Origin of the sequence: Acetohalobium arabaticum DSM 5501 (assembly GCF_000144695.1) — a bacterium.
Classification (GTDB): Bacteria; Bacillota; Halanaerobiia; order Halobacteroidales; family Acetohalobiaceae; genus Acetohalobium; species Acetohalobium arabaticum.
Genome location: NC_014378.1, coordinates 135416 through 157840 on the forward strand (window position 1 = coordinate 135416; position 22425 = coordinate 157840).

Genomic DNA, 22425 nt, shown 5'->3' on the forward strand with positions numbered 1-22425 from the left:
CTACTAATTACTAGTATACTCCGTGGCTAACTTATGCTATACTTGATTAAAAGGGTTAGCTAAGGAGGACAACATTGAAAAAAGAATTTATAGTAGTAGTCATATTTGTGCTGTTGTTCAGTGTTGGAATCACGGCTCGTAGTTTGGATTATAATAGTTCTGTGAATGATGTAAATTTACATAAAAAGAATAATGGGGAGGAACAATTAAAGGATAGTCAAGAACTAAAGCAAGAAACTAGTGAACCAATTAAAGGTATTTATTTAACCGGTTGGGTAGCAGGCAGTCCAAAAAGATTTAACAGGTTGTTGAATTTGATTACAGAGACAGAATTAAATGCAATGGTTATTGATGTAAAGAATATAGAAGGAGAAGTTAGTTATAATTCAAAAGTTGACTTAACTGAAGAGATTGGAGCTAATGTAGCAAAGATAAAGAATATAGATCGATTACTGGATAAATGTAAAGAGAATAATATTTATAGTATTGCCCGGATACCTGTCTTTAAAGACTATAAATTAGCAGCTTATAAAGAGTATGCATTAAAATATTACGATCTTCAGCAGAGTAATTCTGAAATATTCAGTAGTCCTGAATGGGTCAATCCTTACAGTAAGAAGGTATGGAAATATAATGTTGACTTAGCAATTGAAGCAGTTAAACATGGATTTGATGAGGTTCAATTTGATTATATTAGATTTCCGGTCTTCTTTAATCGCTCTCGCTATAATTTAGCTGTAGCCCCTTCAAATTCAAAAGTTCGGATAATTGATGATTTTTTGAGATATGCTAAAAATAGGTTAGATAAGTTGGAGGCACCTGTTTCTATTGATGTTTTTGGGCTAACTACGACAGGTAATGATTTAGGAATTGGACAGAATTTTGCTTTAATGGCCCAGAGAATTGATTATATTTCACCTATGGTTTATCCATCTCATTATCAACCAGGAATTTATGGATTAACCTTACCGGAACAGACTCCCTATTCTACTGTTTTTAATAGTATGCAGGAGGCTAAGGAAAAATTAAATGGTGAAACAGGTCAAATTCGCCCCTGGCTGCAAGATTTTTCGTTACGATATAAGTATGGAGTTGAAGAAGTTCGTGAGCAGATTGCAGCAGCAAAGGCATCAGGGTTGGATAGCTGGCTGCTGTGGAATCCGGCTTCAAATTATACTTGGCAGGCTTTTTTGGATAATGAAATTGTTATAAATAAAAAGAAGAGACTTATTGATATAATAGATGATATTGAAGGTGATAATGATGTTAGAGTTAACAGAAGAGAGAGTAATGCCCAGGAAAATGAATCCAGAGAACGGCCTTTTGATCGAACATAAGGTTCGTTATAGATTTGCCAGTCAATATTGTCAGGGACGAGTATTAGATATTGCCTGTGGCGTCGGCTATGGTTCTGAAATGATCTTAGCACTAGGAGAAGGAATCACGGAAATAATAGGGGTAGATAACGAACAGAAAGTAATAGAGTATGCTAGAAAACATTATTCTCATCCTCCAATTACGTTTAAAACTGGTAACGCTAATGATAAAGAATTGGCTGATAAAATAGGAAAATTTGATACTATAGTTAGTTTAGAAACAGTAGAACATATTAAGGATGATTTCGAATTTATTAATAATCTCAATAGATTACTTAAGCCAGATGGTAGAGTAATTATTTCTACTCCCTTCGGAAGAGGTAGGGAAGAGCCCTGTTCTAATCCCTATCATTACCGACAGTATCGGGAAGAGGAATTTAGAGAGTTATTATCGTTATTTTCAGATGTAGAGCTCTATTGTCAACTTAATGAGACTATCGAAATACCTAAACCGGATAAAAAGTATTATTTAATGGTGGCTGTCTGTCAAAAATAGTTCAATTAATTATTATAATTTTGAATAAATCAATTATAAATTGGGTAAATTAAGCTTAGCAATTATTAAGATAATATTTGAATGAATTAAAATTTGATTTTTCCTTGACAAAAGAGCTAATAGATGATAAATTATAAAGCGTCGCCTCAAAAGCGGCTGACAAATTAATTCATTTTTCCCTTGACAAAGTGAAGTTTTGATGTTAGAATGTTTAATGTCGCTTGTAAGAAAGCAGTCTTTTCTGCTGCAAAATCAAATAATTTGAGATTTCTTCTTGACAAGTGACTGGATTTGTGTTAATATATTAATTGTCGCTTGAAAAGAACTGAATCTTCTTGAGATTCTTGAATTTGTTCTTGACAAGCTACAAGAAAAATGTTAAAATACTTGATGTCGCTTATTTGCGACTACTGATCTTTGAAAACTGAACATTGTCCATGCCAACGTCAATTGAGAATGGTAGTAATCCTTTATTCTTATTTGAGCCATATTAAACTCAACTTTTAGATCTGCTTTGCAGATTTAAATATATTCTTTTATCGGAGAGTTTGATCCTGGCTCAGGACGAACGCTGGCGGCGTGCCTAACACATGCAAGTCGCGCGAGAAAGCTGCTCTTTGAGCAGTTAGTAAAGCGGCGGACGGGTGAGTAACGCGTGAGTAATCTACCTTTAAGTCTGATATAACTTCTCGAAAGGGAAGCTAATTTCGGATATTATGCTGCCTGGATAACCAGGCTGCATCAAAGGCGGCTTTTTGCCTCCGCTTTTAGATGTGCTCGCGTCCCATTAGCTTGTTGGTGAGATAACAGCTCACCAAGGCTGCGATGGGTAGCCGACCTGAGAGGGTGATCGGCCACACTGGGACTGAGACACGGCCCAGACTCCTACGGGAGGCTGCAGTGGGGAATCTTTCGCAATGAGCGCAAGCTTGACGAAGCGACGCCGCGTGAGTGATGAAGGCCTTCGGGTCGTAAAGCTCTGTCCTCAGGGAAGAACATCTTAGTAGTGAATAACTGCTAGGCTTGACGGTACCTGAGAAGAAAGCTCCGGCTAACTACGTGCCAGCAGCCGCGGTAATACGTAGGGAGCAAGCGTTGTCCGGAATCATTGGGCGTAAAGGGTGCGCAGGCGGTCTGGCAAGTCAAGTGTGAAATGTATCGGCTTAACTGATACACTGCGCTTGAAACTGTCAGACTTGAGGGCAAGAGAAGAGAGCGGAATTCCTAGTGTAGCGGTGAAATGCGTAGATATTAGGAAGAACACCAGTGGCGAAAGCGGCTCTCTGGCTTGACCCTGACGCTGAGGCACGAAAGCTAGGGGAGCGAACGGGATTAGATACCCCGGTAGTCCTGGCTGTAAACGCTGGATACTAGGTGTTGGGGGTTCAACTCCCTCAGTGCTGCAGTTAACGCGTTAAGTATCCCGCCTGGGGATTACGACCGCAAGGTTGAAACTCAAAGGAATTGACGGGGGCCTGCACAAGCGGCGGAGCATGTGGTTTAATTCGAAGCAACGCGCAGAACCTTACCAGGGCTTGACATCCCGTGACTATCTGTCAACAGCAGAATTTGGTCCTTTGGATCACACGGTGACAGGTGGTGCATGGCTGTCGTCAGCTCGTGTCGTGAGATGTTGGGTTAAGTCCCGCAACGAGCGTAACCCCTATCCTTAGTTGCCAGCATTAAGTTGGGGACTCTAGGGAGACTGCCAGTCAAAAACTGGAGGAAGGTGGGGATGACGTCAAGTCATCATGCCCCTTATGCTCTGGGCTACACACGTGCTACAATGGCCTGTACAGAGGGCTGCTATACCGCAAGGTTTAGCCAATCCTCAAAACAGGTCCCAGTTCGGATTGCTGGCTGCAACTCGCCTGCATGAAGCTGGAGTCGCTAGTAATCGCGGATCAGAATGCCGCGGTGAATCCGTTCCCAGGCCTTGTACACACCGCCCGTCACACCACCCGAGTTGGATGCACCAGAAGTCGTCTACGGGCGCCGAAGGTGTGTCCGATAAGGGGGGTGAAGTCGTAACAAGGTAGCCGTATCGGAAGGTGCGGCTGGATCACCTCCTTTCTAAGGAGTACTTTTAAACCATTCTATTGCGTTTAATGGACAATGTTCAGTTTTGAGAGATCAATTCTCTCTGAATAAATGTGGGTCTATGGCTCAGTTGGTCAGAGCGCGCGCCTGATAAGCGTGAGGTCGGTGGTTCGAATCCACCTAGACCCACCATTTTCAAAATTATAATCTGTGGGGGTATAGCTCAGTTGGGAGAGCGCCTGCCTTGCAAGCAGGAGGTCAGCGGTTCGAATCCGCTTACCTCCACCATTTTAAACTAATTAAACTTGTACTTTGAAAACTGCACAATACCTGCATCAACAGATCAAATTACTAAGGGCATACGGTGGATATCTAGGTGCCGGAAGTCGATGAGGGACGTGGTAAGCTGCGAAAAGCTTCGGTTAGCTGCACACAAGTGTTGATCCGAAGATTTCCTAATGGGAGTACCCGCTTTGGAGTAATATCCAAGCATCTAAGCCTCAATTCATAGGGTTTAGAGGACATACCAGGTGAACTGAAACATCTCAGTAACCTAAGGAACAGAAAACAACAGTGATTCCCCTAGTAGCGGCGAGCGAAAAGGGAAGAGCCCAAACTATAACAGTGTAAGCTTACAGGCGTTGCTGTTATAGCGTCGTAGGAGTTATCAGGTAGTGCTGTAACACTACAAAAGTTGATTCTTTTCTAGTCGAATCATCTGGAAAGATGAACCATAGAAGGTGATAGTCCTGTAGACGAAAGAAAGGATAGACTTGATAACTTCCTGAGTACCATGAGTCACGTGGAACCTCGTGGGAAGTAAGGAGGACCATCTCCTAAGGCTAAATACTACCCGGCAACCGATAGTGAACCAGTACCGTGAGGGAAAGATGAAAAGAACCCCGGGAGGGGAGTGAAATAGAATTTGAAACCGTATGCTTACAAGCGGTCAGAGGACTATTTAAAGTCTGATGGCGTGCTTTTTGCATAACGAACCGGCGAGTTACAGATTGTGGCCCAGGTTAAGCTTTAAAAGCGAAGCCACAGCGAAAGCGAGTCTTAAAAGGCGCAAGTCGCAGTCTGTAGACCCGAAACCGAGTGATCTATCCTTGGTCAGGTTGAAGCACGGGTAAGATCGTGTGGAAGACCGAACCTATTGGCGTTGAAAAGCCATAGGATGAGCTGAGGATAGGGGTGAAAGGCCAATCGAACTCGGAAATAGCTGGTTCTCTCCGAAATAGCTTTAGGGCTAGCCTTAAGTATCTGTCTTGGCGGTAGAGCACTGATTGGACTAGGGGCTTAATCAAGTTACCGAATCCAGTCAAACTCCGAACGCCATTACAGTAAGCTTAGGAGTCAGACTACGGGGGATAAGCTGCGTAGTCGAGAGGGAAACAACCCAGATCGCCAGTTAAGGTCCCAAAGTATAGACTAAGTGGTAAAGGAAGTGGAGTTGCATAGACAACCAGGATGTTGGCTTAGAACCAGCCATTCATTTAAAGAGTGCGTAACAGCTCACTGGTCGAGTGACTTTGCGCCAAAAATGTTCGGGGCTTAAGTCTATCACCGAAACTGCGGATTGGTTTTACCAATGGTAGGAGAGCATTCTATTTGGACCGAAGCTGTACCGAAAGGAGCAGTGGACTGAATAGAAGAGAGAATGCCGGTATGAGTAACGATAAAATAGGTGAGAATCCTATTCGCCGATAGTCTAAGGTTTCCTGAGGAAGGCTCGTCCGCTCAGGGTAAGCCGGGACCTAAGCCGAGGCCGAAAGGCGTAGGTGATGGTTAATCGGTCAAGATTCCGATGCCGCCTTTAATCATTTGAGTAAAGGAGTGACACAGGAAGGTATGTCAGCATGGTAATGGATATTCCATGTTTAAGCAGTCAGGGAGCTAATCTAGGTAAATCCGGATTAGTGTTAATCCTAAGCTGTGATGACGACTCTCTACGGAGAGGAAGTGACAATTCCTCGACTGTCAAGAAAAGCTTCTAGCGAGATTAAAGGCGCCCGTACCGCAAACCGACACAGGTAGACAGGATGAGAATTCTAAGGCGCGCGAGAGAACCCTTGTTAAGGAACTCGGCAAAATGACCCCGTAACTTCGGGAGAAGGGGTACCTGTCTTTGACAGGTTGCAACAACCAGGCCCAAGCGACTATTTACCAAAAATACAGGTCTCTGCTAAGACGCAAGTCGAAGTATAGGGGCTGACGCCTGCCCGGTGCTGGAAGGTCAAGGGGAAGAGTTAGTCATCTTTTGATGATGAAGCTTGGAACTTAAGCCCCAGTAAACGGCGGCCGTAACTATAACGGTCCTAAGGTAGCGAAATTCCTTGTCGGGTAAGTTCCGACCTGCACGAATGGCGAAACGACTTGGGCGCTGTCTCAACAAGGGACTCGGTGAAATTGAAGTGTCTGTGAAGATGCAGGCTACCCACGACAGGACGGAAAGACCCCGTGGAGCTTTACTGCAGCCTGATATTGAGTTTTGGTACAATATGTACAGGATAAGTGGAAGGCATTGACACCGGAGCGCCAGTTTCGGTTAAGCCATCCCTGGGATACCACTCTTATTGTTCCGGAATTCTAACTTTGTAGCGTTATCCGCTATGGGGACAGTGTCAGGCAGGCAGTTTGACTGGGGCGGTCGACTCCCAAACAGTAACGGAGTCGCCCAAAGGTTCCCTCAGTACGGTTGGAAATCGTACGTAGAGTGTAAAGGCAGAAGGGAGCTTAACTGCAAGACATACAGGTCGAGCAGATACGAAAGTAGGGCTTAGTGATCCGACGGTAGAGAGTGGAATTGCCGTCGCTCAACGGATAAAAGTTACCCCGGGGATAACAGGCTTATCTTTCCCAAGAGTTCACATCGACGGAAAGGTTTGGCACCTCGATGTCGGCTCGTCGCATCCTGGAGCTGGAGCAGGTTCCAAGGGTTGGGCTGTTCGCCCATTAAAGCGGTACGCGAGCTGGGTTCAGAACGTCGTGAGACAGTTCGGTCCCTATCCGTCGTGGGCACAGGAGACTTGCGAGGATCTATCCCTAGTACGAGAGGACCGGGATGGACGTACCTCTGGTGAACCAGTTGTTCTGCCCAGAGCAGAGCTGGGTAGCTAAGTACGGATAAGATAAGCGCTGAAAGCATCTAAGCGCGAAGCCAACCTCAAGATAAGGTTTCCCATAGAGTAAATCTAGTAAGATCCCTGAAAGAAGATCAGGTAGATAGGCCAGAGGTGTAAGGACAGTAATGTTCTAAGCTGACTGGTACTAATAGATCGAGGATTTGATCTGTGGAAGGTATTGTGCAGTTTTGAAAGTGCAACTAGAAAGCACTTGACAATAAATAAGAAAGATGATATATTGTTAGGTGTGAGTAAAAAATAAACAAGTAAATAAATTTTCCGGTGGTAATCGCGGAGGGGCTACACCTGTTCCCATTTCGAACACAGCAGTTAAGTCCTCCAGCGCTGATGGTACTATGGGGGTGACCCTATGGGAGAGTAGGTCGCTGCCGGAAATTAATTAATATATGTTCCATCTGTGTTCCCCGATAGCTCAGTTGGTAGAGCGAGTGGCTGTTAACCACTTTGTCGCAGGTTCAAGTCCTGCTCGGGGAGCCATTTAAATTTGCCCCCATCGTCTAGAGGCCCAGGATACTAGGTTTTCATCCTAGCGGCAGGGGTTCGAATCCCCTTGGGGGTGCCAATTTAATCTAATTAAAGGCACTTAAATGTATTGTAAGTAAGCAACTTAAACTTAAGTGTAGTAATTGCATGTGCCACAGCAAGGCTTGGTTTGTAGCCTGGCTGAGGGTGCCACTTTAACCTATTAAGTTAAGGGCGAATAGCTCAGTTGGGAGAGCACCTGCCTTACAAGCAGGGGGTCACAGGTTCGAGCCCTGTTTCGCCCACCATTTAAGGGGATGTAGTAGAGCTGGTCAACAACGCCGGCCTGTCACGCCGGAGGACGCGGGTTCAAATCCCGTCATCCCCGCCATGTGCTGACGTAGCTCAATTGGCAGAGCAGCTGACTTGTAATCAGCAGGTTACCGGTTCAAGTCCGGTCGTCAGCTCCAAGTAAAGTGGGCCATTAGCTCAGCTGGAAGAGCATCGGACTTTTAATCCGAGTGTCGGAGGTTCGATCCCTCCATGGCTCACCATTTATATTGAACTATACATATAGTAGAAAGTAAGCTCTTCATACTAAACAGGTATGAAGAGCTTTTTTGGTTTTTAATTGTAGATTATTGAAATTCTTCATTAGTTTCCTGTGCTTTTTTAATTACCTTCTTTGCTTCAGGATACTTGAGAAATTCAGCATGGATTTCTGCAAAAGCTTGACGAAACTCAGGACTTTCTTTTAATATTTTAATTCCTACCTCTGTTGCTGCTATAAATGCTTTTACAGTTTTATTGTACTCTTCAGGATCTGATTCTTTCAATTCATTAAGGTTATCTAATGCTATTTTGGCTGATAATTCTGTAGTGAATTTTTCAAACATATTTAGTTCCACCCTTGTCTAGATTTTAAATTATTATATGTAGGCCTTATTTATTATATTCTGAGATCTAGTTGAAAATTGAATTAAGTTTTATGTCCTGACCTGATAGATTTAATTGGTCAGGTATTTTTATTTTGTAATTTATTGAATTATTGAATATTTTTAGAATCATTTTAAAATAATATTCAAGAATAGATTTAATTAAACGAGGGAAGACAGGATTAAAAATTTAATAATTAATACTTGTAAGTAAACATTATAGTTAAATAGAGAATATTATATTTATGAGGAGATAATTAGGTTTAGTACATTATAATTTTCATAAATTAGCTTTAGAATTATTTGCAAATAATAAAAGATGATGTATAATAAATTTAAAAGGTCAAGAATAGTCAAAGTTAAAAAGGGGGGGCAATGATGAGTAGCCTGTCTGATAGAATAGAATATTATCTTAAGAATTTATTGACAGAAACTGAAGCCAAGAATATTATTAAGATTCAGAGGAATAAGGTAGCTGAGAAGTTTAATTGTGTACCGTCACAGATTAATTATGTATTAAAGACTCGTTTTAATATGGCAAGCGGTTACGTGATTGAAAGCCAGCGAGGCGGTGGAGGTTATGTCAAAATTATTAAAATAGATCATGATTCTAAACTGAAAATATTGAAATTAATGTTGAATAAGATCGGGGATAGTATTTCACAGCGGGATGCTAATAATATAATTCAGCGCTTATATGAAGAAGATATTATGACAAAACGAGAAAAAGAATTATTGGAAACAATGCTTCATCGGCAAAATTTAAATCTTAATTTGCCTGACCGTGATATTTTAAGAGCTAATATGTTAGGTTCGGCTTTGCAGGTGTTGGCTAAGGCTGAAGAGACTAATAAGGAGGGATGAGATATGCTTTGTCAAGAATGTCAAAAACGGGAAGCAACAGTTCATTTAACTAAGATAATTAATAATAAAAAGAAGGAAATCTATCTCTGTGATAAATGTGCGCAGGAAAAAGAAGAACTAAATTTTGGTAAGGAAGGCTTCTCTTTTAATAATTTATTAGCCGGTTTATTAAGCAGTGAGTCTGGTTCTAATACACCTAACTCTAATCTGAATTTAAGTTATAATAAGGCTCAAGCAGAGTGTGAAGATTGTGGTTTAAATTATGCTGAGTTCAGCCGTCAGGGAAAGTTAGGCTGTAGTGAATGTTATACAGAGTTTGAAGATAAAATTAATAAAGTATTGAAGAAAGTTCATGGCAATAATCGGCATACAGGTAAGGTTCCTAAAAGAACTGGCGGAGTAATTAGAACTAGAAAGGAAATTCAGAAGCTGCGGAAAAAAATGCAGGAGGCAGTCCAAGAGGAAGAGTTTGAAGAAGCTGCTAGGCTGCGGGATGAAATAAAGGAACTAGAAGAAAAAATTGAGGAGTAAATGGAGGTGGAAATATGTCCATGACAAGCAGAATTAATAACACTTTAAATAAATGGATGAAGGCTTCAGGGCCTGACTCCGATGTAGTAATCAGTAGTCGGATTCGGTTAGCCAGAAATCTTATGGAGTTATCATTTCCTAATCATGCTTCTGATAAGGAAGCTAGAAAAGTTATTGATAAGGTAGAGGAGTTGCTAGCTGAAAAGGAGAGCGAATTAGATTTTAAATTACTGGATTTGGAAACAATTCCTACTTTAGAAAAGAAGGTAATGGTAGAGAAGCATTTAATTAGTCCTGAACATGCTGAACCGGGGCAACATAAAGGTTTAATATTGACTGACGATGAAAGTGTCAGTATTATGATTAATGAAGAGGACCATATTAGAATTCAGATCTTATTTTCAGGATTACAGTTAGAAGAGGCTTGGGATTTAGGTGATCAGGTTGATGATTATTTGGAATCTAAGTTGAATTTTGCTTTCAATGAAGAATACGGTTATCTAACAACCTGTCCTACTAATGCAGGAACGGGAATGAGGGCTTCGGTAATGGTTCATCTACCAGCATTAAATTTAAGTAATCAGATTAATGATGTTCTGCGGGCTATTTCCCAATTAGGATTGGCAGTAAGAGGACTATATGGGGAAGGGACAGAAGCATTAGGTAATATTTATCAAATATCCAATCAAGTGACTTTGGGGCCTTCAGAGGAAGAGATTATTGAGAATTTACAAGGAGTTATTAAACAGATTATAAACCAGGAACGGAATGCCCGCAAAAGATTGATGAAGGAGAATAAAATAGAATTAAAGGATAGGATTTATCGTAGCTATGCAGTTTTAAAGTATGCACGTAAAATATCAAGTAAGGAAGCTATGAAATTATTGTCTGATGTAAAATTAGGAGTAGATTTGGGAATAATAGATGATGTTTCTGCTAGCATCTTTAATGAATTGATGGTTTTAATTAGCTCACCTGCTTTACAGCGACTAGAGGAAAAAGATTTAAATTCTTCACAGCGAGATGAAAAAAGAGCTGATTTAATCAGAAAGAGAATTAGAGAAAAATAAAACTGGAGGTGTCAAACTTATGATTTTTGGTCGCTTTACAGAAAGAGCTAGAAAGGTATTAGTCTTAGCCCAGGAAGAAGCTAAGGATTTAGGCCATAGTTATGTAGGTACGGAACACCTATTATTAGGTTTAATATCAGAAGGAGAAGGCATTGCCAGTAAAACATTGGAAGATTTTGATCTTAAATCAGAAGAGTTAAAAGTAGAGGTTAATAAATTAATCGGTGACAAAGGCAGTCCAGTACAAGCAGATAAGCTGAACTTTACGCCGCGTACTAAAAAGGTTTTAAACTTAGCAATGGAAGAGGCTAGACGATTAGGACAGAATTATATCGGAACTGAACATCTTTTATTGGGATTGGTTAAAGAAGGTGAAGGAGTAGCAGCAAGAGTCTTGAAGAATTCAGGAGTAGAACTGGATAAATTACGAAAGAAGATCATGAATGAATTAGGAACTACAGAGAAAGCAGGTAAATTTAATCAACAAGGCAGAAAACGAAATAGTAATACTCCTACGCTGGATGATTTCAGTCGTGATCTAACTGCTTTAGCTGAAGAGGAAAAATTAGATCCAGTAATTGGTCGAAAACAGGAGATACAGCGAGTAATTCAGGTGTTAAGTAGAAGAAAGAAGAATAATCCTTGCTTAATTGGGGAACCGGGAGTAGGTAAAACAGCTATTGCTGAAGGTTTAGCACTGATGATTGCTAACGATGATGTTCCGGAAACATTGACTGATAAGCGGGTATTGGCTTTGGATTTAAGTTCATTAGTAGCAGGTTCTAAATATAGAGGAGAATTTGAAAAGCGGTTAAAAGCAGTTATGAATGAGATTAATGAAGCCGGTGACATAATCATCTTTATTGATGAACTCCATAATTTAGTTGGAGCTGGCGGGGCTGAAGGAGCTATTGATGCAGCTAATATTCTAAAACCGGCTCTTGCGCGAGGAGAACTACAGTGTATTGGAGCTACTACTTTAGATGAATATCGCAAGCATATTGAAAAGGATTCTGCATTAGAAAGAAGATTCCAGTCTGTATTAGTTGAAGAGCCGTCTATAGAAGAAACAGTATCAATCTTAGAAGGTCTGCGTGATGTCTATGAAGCCCACCATCGGGTAAAAATTACTGACGAAGCTATTAAGGCAGCTGCTAATCTCTCACATCGATATATTACTGATCGCTTCTTGCCTGATAAGGCAATAGATTTGGTAGATGAAGCAGGATCTAAAATAAGGTTACAGGATAATACAGTTCCATCTGAAATTAAAGAGTTAAATAAAGAATTGGAAAGTGTTGAAAAGGAGAAGGAAGCTGCTGTTAAAGCCCAGGAATTCGAAAAGGCTGCTAACCTGAGAGATAAAGAGAAGCAGTTAAAAGAGGAATTAGAAGAAACTAAATCAGAATGGAAAAATCAGAAGGGGAGAGATGAATCTCTAATTACCAAAGAAGATATTGCTGAAATTGTCTCTGACTGGAGCGGAGTGCCGGTAACTAAACTGACTGAAGATGAATCTAAAAAATTACTGCGTTTAGAAGAAGAGTTACATGAAAGAATTGTGGGCCAGGATGAAGCTATTGAGGCTGTATCCCAAGCAGTCCGCCGAGCTAGAGCAGGACTTAAGGATCCTAAGCGGCCTATCGGTTCCTTTATCTTCTTAGGGCCTACTGGTGTAGGTAAGACAGAGCTGGCAAAGACATTAGCTGAAGCAATGTTCGATGATGAGGAAGCTATGATTAGAATTGATATGTCTGAATATATGGAAAAGCATGCTGTTTCTAGATTAGTAGGAGCACCTCCAGGATATGTAGGCCATGAAGAGGGAGGACAGTTAACTGAACAGGTAAGACGCCAACCTTTCTCTGTAATCTTATTGGATGAGATTGAGAAAGCCCATCCGGAAGTCTTTAATATGCTGCTGCAGGTTTTAGAGGATGGCCAGTTGACGGATTCTCAGGGCAGAACTGTAGACTTTAAGAATACAATCATTATTATGACTTCTAATGTTGGAGCCAATTTAATTGAGAATCAGTCCGGTGTCGGTTTTACACCTAGTGAGAAGAATGCTGAAACTTCTTATCAGCGGATGAAAGAAAAGGTAACTTCTGAACTGAAGAAACAGTTTAGACCTGAATTCTTAAACCGGCTGGATGAAACAATTGTCTTCCATGCTTTAGAGTTAGAGCATATTAAGGAGATTATTGATTTGATGTTAGAAGAGGTGTTTGAGCGGTTAGATGAGAAAGAGATTACAATAGAAGTAACTGATGATGCTAAAGAAGTTATTGCTGAAAAAGGATTTGATAAAGAGTTTGGCGCTAGGCCGCTAAAACGGACTATTCGCCGGATGATGGAGAATCCTCTGTCGGAAAAATTAATAGCTGGTGAATTCAGTGATGGTGATCACATTGTAGTGGATGTTGATGAAGAAGAAAATCTAACCTTCATTGAAGCATAATTAATCAAGCTAAGTAGAGGGATATCCCTCTACTTAATTATTTATATAGCTTGTTAAATTTGTTTAAAAATGTTATAATAAAATTTAGGTTCAAGTAACTAAAGAAAATAATTTTAGGTGATAAAGAGTGGCTAAAAAGAAAGTAAGATATGTTTGTGAGGAATGTGGTCATGAAGCTTTGAAGTGGAATGGTCAATGTGCTGGCTGCGGCAGTTGGAATACCTTAGTAAAGAAAATTCATGATAAACAAGAGAAAAAAAAGCAGGAAGAGAAAAAGAAAAAAGCTGAAAAAGGAAATCCCCCTCAACAGATTGATCAGATTACAACAGCAACAGCTAATCGACTGAAGACAGAACTTAGTGAGTTAAATCGCGTTTTAGGGGGAGGTATCGTTCCTGGTTCGTTAATTTTGATCGGTGGAGCTCCAGGAATAGGGAAATCTACTCTTTTATTACAGTTAGCTTATCAGATTAGCTGTAAATATGGGAAAGTATTATATGTATCTGCCGAGGAGTCAAAACATCAGGTCAAATTAAGGGCTGATCGGCTGCAGGTTAACAGTTCTGAACTTTATGTCTTAACAGAAACTAATTACTTTACTATAGAAGAAGAAGTTAAAAATTTAGCACCTGAATTAGTAATTATAGATTCAATCCAAACTATCTATGATCCTGATTATGATTCGGTGCCCGGCAGTATAAAACAGGTCCGGGAATGTACTGGAAAATTGATGAGGTTAGCTAAGACAGAAGATATACCCATTTTTTTAGTCGGACATGTAACCAAAAAGGGATCTATTGCTGGGCCAAAGATGTTAGAGCATATGGTTGATGTTGTTCTTTATTTTGATAGTGAACAGCAGCAGCTCTACCGCATTCTGCGTTCAGCCAAGAATCGCTATGGATCTACTGATGAAATAGGTATTTTTGAAATGAAACAGCAGGGGTTAATAGAAGTTTTGAATCCGTCTCGACATTTTATTTCAGAGCGTCCTAGTGGTGTTTCGGGTTCAGTAATTGTACCTTGCTTAGAAGGCACCAGACCGATATTGGTTGAGGTACAGGCTTTAACTAGCACAGCTAATTATGGTTCACCAACTAGAATGACTTCTGGGGTTGATCATAGACGTGTTTCTTTAATTCTGGCTGTATTAGAAAAACGCTTAGGGCTTTATTTGCAAGGTGAAGATGTCAATATAAATATTGCCGGAGGTATGCAGATAGAAGAACCCGGTATTGATTTAGGTATTGCTGTAGCTATTATTTCCAGCTTCCGGGAGCTTCCTTTACCGGAGGATTTATTAGTTTTAGGAGAGATAGGTCTTTCGGGAGAGGTAAGGGCAGTCAGTAGGATGGAAAGTAGAATTCAAGAAGCTATAAAACTAGGCTTCAAGCAATTTATAATTCCGGATGGTAATTTATCATCTTTAGAATTAGATGTAAGTGATCTAGAAATAGAAGTCTGTGGAGTTAAGCAGGTTTCTGAAGTATTGGATCTAATTTTGGGAGGTGAATAAGAAGAGTGGATACTGAACATGATGAATTTAAAGAGGTATTTGATTTTTTGGCTCCAGGAACTTCTTTTCGTGAAGGCTTGGAGAATATATTGCGGGCTAAAACTGGTGGATTAATAGTAGTTGGTGATAGCAAAGAAGTTTTAGGAATAGTAGACGGTGGTTTTAATATCAATAGCGAGCTGACAGCAGCTCGGTTATATGAACTGGCTAAGATGGATGGTGCTATTGTATTAAGCAGTGACTGTGAGCGGATTTTATGTGCTAATGCTCAATTAGTACCTGATCCCGGAATTTCATCAACTGAGACAGGAACGAGACATAGGACTGCTGAACGGGTTGCTAAACAGACTGGAGAATTAGTAATTTCAATTTCGCAGCGCCGGGATATAATCTCGTTGTATAAAAATGAGGAGAAGTATGTTCTAGAAGACATAAGAGTTATTTTAGCCAAGGCTAACCAGGCTATTCAGACTTTAGAAAAGTATAGAAGTGTGTTAGACCAGACTTTAAATAAATTAAGTGCTTTAGAATTTCAGGATTTAGTCACAGTTTCAGAAGTAGCAACTGTCCTCCAACGAACGGAGATGGTATTACGAATTGGAAAAGAGATTGAAAGGTATATTCGAGAATTAGGTACTGAAGGGCGCTTAATTAATATGCAGTTAGAAGAGCTGCTGGCTAATGTAAAGGACGAAGGAATTTTATTAATTAAAGATTATATTACTCAGTCACAGATTGAATCAGAGGAGGGGGCTGAAGGAGAGGAAGATGATGAAAATGTGATTAACTCTCCAGAAGATATTCTGATTAATATATCTGATTATGCTTCCGATGATCTAGTTAGCTTGACAACTATTAGCAAAAGATTAGGCTACGGCGGAAATATGAGTGTGCTTGATCTGTCTGTGTCTCCACGCGGATATAGACTGCTGCGTAAGATTCCTAGATTACCGATGCCGGTGATCGAAAACTTAGTTGATAATTTCAGTGATTTTCAGGCTATCTTAAATGCTTCTATAGATGAGCTGGATGATGTCGATGGTGTTGGGGAAGTAAGGGCCCAAGCTATTAAAGAAGGACTGAAACGTTTACGAGACCAGTCTTTATTGGAACAGAGGATGTATTAATTGATTTTTTCAGTGAAATATGATATAGTGTAATAGGCTTATTATGCTTTGAATGGAGGGGTATTAATGTTTGAAACTGGCGATAAAATAGTTTATCCCAATCATGGTGCTGGAACTATTACTGATATTGAAAAGAAAGAAGTCTTAGGTGAAACAAAGAAGTATTATGTTATGCAGCTGCCTATCGGAGAGATGAGGGTAATGATTCCGATGGATAATGTAGATGATATTGGAATTAGAGAGGTTATAAGTTCAGATAGAGTAGATGATGTATTTCAGATATTAAAAGGTGAGAAGAGTGAAATGTCTCAAAACTGGAACCGAAGATATAGAGCCAACACAGAAAAAATTAAAAGTGGCGATATTTTTGAAGTGGCAGAAGTAGTTAGAAATCTTACCCTGCGGGATATAGAAAAAGGATTATCAACAGGTGAGAAGAAGATGTTGAGTAATTCAAGACAGATTTTAATCAGTGAATTGGTGTTAGCTGAAGATAAAGATAAAGAGGAGATTGAAGAAGAAATTGATGAAATATTTTTTGATACTGAAGAAGAGAATGAAGAGGACGAAGAATAATGGCGTCAGGTCTTCCTGACGTTTAATTGCTTGGAAGGAGGTGGCGAAATGCTGAAGCGAATTTGGCGCGGAATATGTACTATTTTAGGTGCAGTAGTTGGTTATCAGATCATTGAAGTATTAGGGTTGGCAGAAAAATTTGATTTTAGTTTAAATACTATCGATCAATTATTAACCAGTAATCAGATTTATGGAATAGTAATTGGAGGAATTATTGGGTATCTTTTATTACCAGTAGCAGTTGAGAGATTATTCCAGATTATTTTAAACTTTGAAGATAAACTGGAACGAATCCCCTTTCAAGATATAGTTGCTGGAATTGCCGGTTTGATCATTGGTCTAATAATTGGAATTCTTTTAATATTTGCTTTTCCCTTATCTTCGATTCCGCAGTTTGGACTTTCGTTACAGGTGTTAGTTAATTTAGTTTTAGGTTATTTAGGTGTTAATTTAGCTATAAAAAAACGGGAAGAGTTTTTTAGATTATTCGAAAATCTTCCTAATATCTTCAATAAGGATAAAATTTTGAGCAGCAGTGACCAAGAAGAAAATCAGGAATCAACTCCACCTTGTAAAATCTTAGATACTAGTGTAATTATTGATGGTAGAATAGCAGATATCTGCCAGACTGATTTTATTGATGGGGTATTTGTTATTCCTGAGTTTGTGTTAGAAGAATTACAGCATATAGCTGATTCTTCTGATATATTAAAACGGAATCGAGGGCGCCGAGGACTTGAAATTTTAAATAAAATGCAGAAAGAATTAGATGTACCGGTTGAAATTTATGAGGGGGATTTTGAGGATATAGATGAAGTGGACAGTAAATTGGTTAAGCTTGCTAAACTGCTTGGGGGCAAGGTAATAACTAATGACTACAATTTAAATAAGGTATCAGAGCTACAGGGAGTATCAGTTTTAAACATTAATGAGTTGGCCAATGCAGTAAAACCAGTAGTCTTACCGGGAGAAGAGATGACAGTTGAAATTATTAAAGAAGGTAAAGAACCAGGACAAGGTGTAGGTTATTTAGATGATGGCACTATGATTGTGGTAGATGATGGTAAGCAGAATATAGGTGATGAAATAGACGTCTTGGTAACTAGTGTATTACAGACAGCAGCCGGAAGAATGATTTTTGCTAAACCTAAAGCAGCCGAACAGGCTCTATAATCAACTTATTATCGGCAATTATAATTATATTTATAATATTTCTTAACATCACCACCTTTGGAGAATTAACAATTTATATTTTTAAGACATAATATTAAAAATAAAGATAGGTGACTAAATAGAATGGAATCTATAACTGCTATTATTCCTGCTGCTGGGCAGGGGAAGCGGATGAAGAGTAAGTTGAATAAGCAGTATCTTTCTTTATTGGATAAACCGGTTTTGGCCCATACTGTAGAAGTATTTCAGAATTGTGATCTGATTACTGAAATTATTGTTGTGGTTAAAGAGGACGAAATAGATTATTGCCGGCGGAAAGTAATTGAAAAGTATAATTATAATAAAGTCAAGGCTCTTATCAGAGGAGGGCAGAGTAGACAGAAGTCGGTTCACAATGGGCTGCAGTCAGTTGATAATGCTGACTATGTCTTGATTCATGATGGAGCTAGACCGTTGCTGACTGAAGATATGCTGTGTAGAGCTGTAGACCAGGTAAAGGATTACAAAGCAGTAGGGGTAGCAGTGCCTGTAAAGGATACAATCAAAAGAATAGATAATGATGGCTATGTAGCAGAGACTCCTGTTCGAGATAAACTCTGGGCCATTCAGACCCCTCAGGCTTTTGAATATAGTTTGGTGTCTGAAGCTTATAATAAAGCAATGAAGGAAGGTATCAGCGGAACAGATACTTCAATATTAGTTGAAAGATTAGGCCAAAAAGTTAAATTGATAAGAGGGAGTTATGAGAATTTGAAGATAACTACTCCTGAAGACTTAATCAATGCCGAGGCAATTATTAAAAGGAGGCAGCAATGAGAGTTGGAATCGGTTATGATGTTCATCAATTAATTAGTGGTGAAGATTTAATCTTAGGAGGCATCAAAATAGATCACAGTTCTGGCTTAAAAGGCCATTCTGATGCTGATGTATTATTACATGCAGTGATGGATGCTATGTTAGGGGCTATTGGCGCCGGGGATATAGGAAAGCATTTTCCGGATTCAGATCCAGCCTATGAAGGAATTTCTAGTTTGAAGCTTTTATCAGAAGTTAATTCTTTATTAACTAAGCAAGGGTATTCTATAATTAATATAGATGTTACTATTATTGCCCAAAAGCCTAAATTAGCTTCTTATTTAGAAAAAATGGAAAAAAGGATAGCTGAAGTATTGGATATATCTTTAACTAAAATTAATTTAAAAGCTACTACGACAGAAGGATTAGGGTATATAGGAAATGAAGCAGGGATTGCAGCCCAAGCTATAGTCAGCTTAGAATCAGCAGGGTATGAGTAGGAAGAAGGGGTGTTAGCTATGATAGTTAAAGACATAATGATTAAAGATGTAATTACAGTTAATGAGAATGTAACTATTTCAGAAGCAGAAAGAATTATGACTGTTAATGATATTGGTAGACTGATTGTCGAAGATGATCTAGGAAAAGTAGTAGGAATGATCACTGATGGTGACTTAGTTAAAGAGCGTAATTTTGATCTTAAGGTCAAGGAAATAATGACTACTGATTTGATTAAGGGGTATCAGACACAGAGTATTCAGGAAGTGGCTCAGATAGTTTCTGATAATCAGATCGGCGGTGTACCTATCTTTGATGAAACAGATAATTTGGTAGGGATAGTAACTGTTGATGATATTGTATCAGGTTATATGAAGGAAGAGAATACTGCTAAAATAAGTCCTGAAAGTTCAGCTATTTATCTATCTATGACTAGAAGTAGAGAGTATGAGAATTACTGGCTGGATAAAATCAATGGCTATGGCTACAAAGCCGCTATTACTCAAACGGGAGCCAATGCTGAAGATTTACCTATTAAATTAAGAGAGAGTGCAACAGTAGCAGCTATTGCCCGTAAAGTAATTAAGGAACGGGCTAAAGAGAAGGTAGCCGTTTCTAATGCTGTAAGGGATGCTTATAATCAGTTAAACCTGATTAATCCTGGTTTAGGCGGTGGGTTTAAAGTTGCCATTGTTAGAGGAGAAGGAAAGGTAGCTGTTTCTGCTTTTGGTAAGTTCGGCCATGCATTAGTTGATGGTCCGGAACAGATTGCTTTAGGTACGAGCATAATCTAAGTATTAGTTAGGAACCAATCTTGTAATAATTAGCAATTTGCTTTATAATATTTGTAGTTAATGAACCTTGTTAGATTAAAATTAATAAGATAATTAAATAGGAAGGGGAAGACTATGAGTGATATTAGAGTAAGATTTGCACCAAGTCCTACGGGACAGATTCATATTGGTAATATTCGTACTGCTTTATTTACCTGGTTATATGCTAGAAAGCATAACGGAACTACAGTCTTAAGGATTGAAGATACTGATCAGGAACGTTCTACGTCTGAATTTGAAGAGATTATTCTGCAGGAAACAGACTGGCTCGGCCTGGATTGGGATGAAGGTGTGCGGGCTGGCGGTGATTATGGTCCATATCGTCAGAGTGATAGGCTTGATATATATGATAAATACATAGATAGGTTAATCGAAGAAGATAAAGCTTACTACTGTTATTGTACTGACGAAGAATTGGAGCAAATGAGAGAAGAGGCAAAAGCTAAAGGCAAACCGCCTAAGTATAACGGAAGATGTCGTAATTTATCTGAAGAAGAAAGAAAAGAATTAGAAGCTGAAGGAAGAGAGCCTGCTGTTAGATTCAAGATGCCTACGGAAGAAATAAAGATTGTAGTTAATGATCTAGTTCATGGTGAGGTAGAGTTTAGCAGTGAAGTTTTAGATGATTTTGTGATTGTAAAGTCGGATGGACTACCGACTTATAACTTTGCAGTAGTGATTGATGATCATTTAATGGAAATTAGCCATGTGATCCGTGGAGAGGACCATCTGTCCAATACTCCCAAGCAGCAGTTGATTTATGATGCTTTAGATTGGGAAATGCCTGAATTTGGTCATCTACCGATGATTCTAGGTGAGGATAAATCTAAGTTAAGCAAACGGAGTGGAGAAGCCTATGTTTATGTTAGTGAATACCGCCAAAAAGGTTATCTCCCGGAAGCATTGATTAACTTTTTAGCCTTATTGGGTTGGTCTTCTGCTGATGATGAAGAATTATTTACTGTAGAAGAAATTATAGATAACTTTTCAATGGAGAGAGTAAATAATAGCCCATCAGTTTTTGATGTAGAGAAGTTAAATTGGATGAATGGACATCATATTAGAGAGTCTGAGCTGGATAGAATAGTAGACTTAGCAATTCCTTATCTGCAGGAAGCAGGTTATATTGCTGATGAGCTAAGTGATGAGGAGTATAACTATGTAGCCCAAATAGTTGATGTAGTCCGCGATTCACTGGATTATGTAGCCCAGATTACGGACCATGTAGATATCTTCTTTGGTGAATTGGAATATGAAAACAAAGAAGAAGTTATAGACTGTTTTCAGCAGGAGGATGTTGATTTAGTACTGGAGACTTTAAAGGACCGCTTAGCTGTATTAGATGATTATAGTCCGGATTCGGTTTTAGAAGAAATGAGGGCTATTTTGAATGATTTACCGGTTGGAGGCAGACTCTTTTATCATCCTACTCGCTATGCCTTGACTGGCAAGGGATCAGGACCTGAATTATATCAAGTAGTTTCTATTCTAGGTAAGGAAGAAACCATTAATCGACTTGATAAAGCCCTTAATTTAGTTTAAACTTATAGTTAAATTTTAAAATTAAATACTTTAAAGGCTCTGAGCAGAATTAAGTAAGTCAGTAGTTTCGCCAGAGAGAAGATGCCGGAGGCTGAAAGCAGCTTCATTAAACTGACTGAATTGCATCTGTGAGCTGTATGCCCGAAGCAGTAAGTAGGGTGTAACGTTTAGTAAGCGTTAATTACTTTAAGTGAATCAGATTTGATTTCTAGTCTGATTAAACAGAGTGGAACCGCGCCCTTACGTCTCTGTAGTTAACAGCTATGGAGTGTAAGGGATTTATTAATTGAGGAGGTAGTAAGTTAGATGTTAAAGATGATTAAAGCAGATATTGATGCTGTGTTTGAGCGGGATCCAGCAGCGAGGAGTTTAGTAGAAGTATTGTTGACTTATTCAGGTCTGCATGCCATTATTATGCATAGGATTGCCCACTGGCTGCAGAATAAGAATCTATCACTGCTAGCCAGAATTATTTCTCAATTCAGCCGTTTTCTGACAGGGATTGAGATTCATCCTGGAGCTGAAATCGGAACCGGCTTCTTTATTGACCACGGAATGGGAGTGGTAATCGGTGAAACGGCTGAGATTGGTGATGATGTTACCCTCTATCAGGGAGTGACCCTCGGTGGTACAGGTAAGGAAACCGGTAAGCGCCATCCGACTTTAGGGAATAATGTGATGGTCAGTGCTGGAGCCAAGGTTTTAGGATCGATAGAGATTGGGGATAATGTTAAAATAGGTGCTGGGGCAGTAGTTTTAGATCCGGTGCCGGCCAATACTACGGTAGTAGGAGTGCCGGGTAAAGTGGTAGTTCAGGATGGGGAACGGATTTGCGGAGAGATAGATCTTGAACATGGAAATCTACCGGATCCTGTAGAAGAGATGCTGCGGTGTATGAATAATAGAATTGAAAAATTGGAAAATAAGCTTAATAATTCAGACCAAAAGTTTAGTGAATCTAAAGACAAGAAGGAGTGATCGGAA

Annotated in this window: 16 protein-coding genes, 8 tRNA genes, 3 rRNA genes and 1 other annotated feature; of the genes, 26 read left to right on the forward strand and 1 reads right to left on the reverse strand. The window is 39.4% G+C overall.

What is annotated here, in order from left to right:
• Positions 1–74 precede the first annotated feature (74 nt).
• From acear_RS00695 to acear_RS00755, 13 genes are all read left to right on the forward strand, one after another.
• Positions 75–1337 carry a putative glycoside hydrolase gene (locus acear_RS00695; protein ID WP_013277123.1) on the forward strand — a complete coding sequence of 421 codons (1263 nt, stop codon included), beginning with the start codon at positions 75–77 and terminating at the stop codon, positions 1335–1337.
• Positions 1264–1872: a class I SAM-dependent methyltransferase gene (locus tag acear_RS00700; RefSeq protein WP_013277124.1), complete on the forward strand. Its 609-nt coding sequence runs from the start codon at positions 1264–1266 to the stop codon at positions 1870–1872. The genes acear_RS00695 and acear_RS00700 overlap by 74 nt, the downstream gene beginning before the upstream one ends.
• 536 nt (positions 1873–2408) lie before the next feature.
• A 16S ribosomal RNA gene (locus tag acear_RS00705) occupies positions 2409–3945 on the forward strand.
• A gap of 82 nt (positions 3946–4027) precedes the next feature.
• A tRNA-Ile gene (locus acear_RS00710) sits at positions 4028–4104 on the forward strand.
• Between the two features lie 20 nt (positions 4105–4124).
• A tRNA-Ala gene (locus tag acear_RS00715) sits at positions 4125–4200 on the forward strand.
• Between the two features lie 53 nt (positions 4201–4253).
• Positions 4254–7206, forward strand: a 23S ribosomal RNA gene (locus acear_RS00720).
• A gap of 109 nt (positions 7207–7315) precedes the next feature.
• Positions 7316–7432: ribosomal RNA gene (gene rrf, locus acear_RS00725) — 5S ribosomal RNA — on the forward strand.
• Together the 16S, 23S and 5S rRNA genes with 8 tRNA genes alongside form the textbook arrangement of a ribosomal RNA operon.
• A 27-nt stretch (positions 7433–7459) precedes the next feature.
• Positions 7460–7535, forward strand: a tRNA-Asn gene (locus acear_RS00730).
• A gap of 9 nt (positions 7536–7544) precedes the next feature.
• A tRNA-Glu gene (locus tag acear_RS00735) sits at positions 7545–7620 on the forward strand.
• 132 nt (positions 7621–7752) lie between these two features.
• A tRNA-Val gene (locus acear_RS00740) sits at positions 7753–7828 on the forward strand.
• A gap of 5 nt (positions 7829–7833) precedes the next feature.
• Positions 7834–7911: transfer RNA gene (locus acear_RS00745), tRNA-Asp, on the forward strand.
• Between the two features lie 3 nt (positions 7912–7914).
• Positions 7915–7990: transfer RNA gene (locus tag acear_RS00750), tRNA-Thr, on the forward strand.
• A gap of 8 nt (positions 7991–7998) precedes the next feature.
• Positions 7999–8074: transfer RNA gene (locus tag acear_RS00755), tRNA-Lys, on the forward strand.
• A gap of 84 nt (positions 8075–8158) precedes the next feature.
• On the opposite strand, the gene acear_RS00760 is transcribed toward acear_RS00755, so the two are convergent.
• Positions 8159–8416, reverse strand: coding sequence for a hypothetical protein (locus acear_RS00760; RefSeq protein ID WP_013277125.1), 258 nt, complete (start codon positions 8414–8416; stop codon positions 8159–8161).
• Positions 8417–8833: 417 nt separating this feature from the next.
• Here acear_RS00760 and acear_RS00765 point away from each other — a divergent pair, with 417 nt between their 5' ends.
• The 13 genes from acear_RS00765 (at position 8834) to cysE (ending at position 22419) form a co-directional block, all read left to right on the forward strand.
• Complete coding sequence (locus acear_RS00765) at positions 8834–9319, forward strand: CtsR family transcriptional regulator (protein ID WP_013277126.1); 486 nt, start codon at positions 8834–8836, stop codon at positions 9317–9319.
• A 3-nt stretch (positions 9320–9322) separates the two neighbouring features.
• Positions 9323–9850, forward strand: a complete 528-nt coding sequence (gene mcsA / locus acear_RS00770; protein ID WP_013277127.1) for a protein-arginine kinase activator protein McsA — start codon at positions 9323–9325, stop codon at positions 9848–9850.
• A 14-nt stretch (positions 9851–9864) separates the two neighbouring features.
• Positions 9865–10920 (forward strand): protein arginine kinase, encoded by a 1056-nt coding sequence (locus acear_RS00775; protein WP_013277128.1) that lies wholly within the window; start codon positions 9865–9867, stop codon positions 10918–10920.
• 19 nt (positions 10921–10939) lie between these two features.
• Entirely contained in the window at positions 10940–13381 is a 2442-nt protein-coding gene (locus acear_RS00780) for an ATP-dependent Clp protease ATP-binding subunit (protein ID WP_013277129.1), read from the forward strand.
• Between the two features lie 127 nt (positions 13382–13508).
• Positions 13509–14897: a DNA repair protein RadA gene (radA, locus tag acear_RS00785; protein WP_013277130.1), complete on the forward strand. Its 1389-nt coding sequence runs from the start codon at positions 13509–13511 to the stop codon at positions 14895–14897.
• Between the two features lie 5 nt (positions 14898–14902).
• Positions 14903–16024: a DNA integrity scanning diadenylate cyclase DisA gene (gene disA, locus acear_RS00790; RefSeq protein WP_013277131.1), complete on the forward strand. Its 1122-nt coding sequence runs from the start codon at positions 14903–14905 to the stop codon at positions 16022–16024.
• A gap of 66 nt (positions 16025–16090) precedes the next feature.
• Positions 16091–16600 carry a CarD family transcriptional regulator gene (locus tag acear_RS00795; protein ID WP_013277132.1) on the forward strand — a complete coding sequence of 170 codons (510 nt, stop codon included), beginning with the start codon at positions 16091–16093 and terminating at the stop codon, positions 16598–16600.
• Positions 16601–16648: 48 nt separating this feature from the next.
• On the forward strand, positions 16649–17773 hold the full coding sequence (locus tag acear_RS00800; RefSeq protein WP_013277133.1) for a PIN/TRAM domain-containing protein: 1125 nt from the start codon (positions 16649–16651) through the stop codon (positions 17771–17773).
• Positions 17774–17896: 123 nt separating this feature from the next.
• Positions 17897–18589 (forward strand): 2-C-methyl-D-erythritol 4-phosphate cytidylyltransferase, encoded by a 693-nt coding sequence (gene ispD, locus acear_RS00805; protein ID WP_013277134.1) that lies wholly within the window; start codon positions 17897–17899, stop codon positions 18587–18589.
• Entirely contained in the window at positions 18586–19068 is a 483-nt protein-coding gene (ispF, locus tag acear_RS00810) for a 2-C-methyl-D-erythritol 2,4-cyclodiphosphate synthase (RefSeq protein WP_013277135.1), read from the forward strand. The genes ispD and ispF overlap by 4 nt, the downstream gene beginning before the upstream one ends.
• Before the next feature lie 18 nt (positions 19069–19086).
• Positions 19087–19860 (forward strand): HutP family protein, encoded by a 774-nt coding sequence (locus acear_RS00815; protein ID WP_013277136.1) that lies wholly within the window; start codon positions 19087–19089, stop codon positions 19858–19860.
• Positions 19861–19974: 114 nt separating this feature from the next.
• Positions 19975–21441 (forward strand): glutamate--tRNA ligase, encoded by a 1467-nt coding sequence (gene gltX, locus acear_RS00820; protein ID WP_013277137.1) that lies wholly within the window; start codon positions 19975–19977, stop codon positions 21439–21441.
• 30 nt (positions 21442–21471) lie between these two features.
• Positions 21472–21694 (forward strand) — a binding site (T-box leader).
• A gap of 53 nt (positions 21695–21747) precedes the next feature.
• Complete coding sequence (gene cysE, locus acear_RS00825; RefSeq protein ID WP_013277138.1) at positions 21748–22419, forward strand: serine O-acetyltransferase; 672 nt, start codon at positions 21748–21750, stop codon at positions 22417–22419.
• Positions 22420–22425 lie beyond the last annotated feature (6 nt).

Bases quoted from the DNA above. Each gene is read 5' to 3' on its own strand.
- acear_RS00815 (WP_013277136.1), top strand. From the start codon at position 19,087: ATGATAGTTAAAGACATAATGATTAAAGATGTAATTACAGTTAATGAG.
- cysE (WP_013277138.1), top strand. From the start codon at position 21,748: ATGTTAAAGATGATTAAAGCAGATATTGATGCTGTGTTTGAGCGGGAT.
- gltX (WP_013277137.1), top strand. From the start codon at position 19,975: ATGAGTGATATTAGAGTAAGATTTGCACCAAGTCCTACGGGACAGATT.
- acear_RS00795 (WP_013277132.1), top strand. From the start codon at position 16,091: ATGTTTGAAACTGGCGATAAAATAGTTTATCCCAATCATGGTGCTGGA.
- mcsA (WP_013277127.1), top strand. From the start codon at position 9,323: ATGCTTTGTCAAGAATGTCAAAAACGGGAAGCAACAGTTCATTTAACT.
- acear_RS00765 (WP_013277126.1), top strand. From the start codon at position 8,834: ATGAGTAGCCTGTCTGATAGAATAGAATATTATCTTAAGAATTTATTG.
- ispF (WP_013277135.1), top strand. From the start codon at position 18,586: ATGAGAGTTGGAATCGGTTATGATGTTCATCAATTAATTAGTGGTGAA.
- ispD (WP_013277134.1), top strand. From the start codon at position 17,897: ATGGAATCTATAACTGCTATTATTCCTGCTGCTGGGCAGGGGAAGCGG.
- acear_RS00760 (WP_013277125.1), bottom strand. From the start codon at position 8,416: ATGTTTGAAAAATTCACTACAGAATTATCAGCCAAAATAGCATTAGAT.
- acear_RS00700 (WP_013277124.1), top strand. From the start codon at position 1,264: ATGTTAGAGTTAACAGAAGAGAGAGTAATGCCCAGGAAAATGAATCCA.
- acear_RS00800 (WP_013277133.1), top strand. From the start codon at position 16,649: ATGCTGAAGCGAATTTGGCGCGGAATATGTACTATTTTAGGTGCAGTA.
- acear_RS00780 (WP_013277129.1), top strand. From the start codon at position 10,940: ATGATTTTTGGTCGCTTTACAGAAAGAGCTAGAAAGGTATTAGTCTTA.
- acear_RS00775 (WP_013277128.1), top strand. From the start codon at position 9,865: ATGTCCATGACAAGCAGAATTAATAACACTTTAAATAAATGGATGAAG.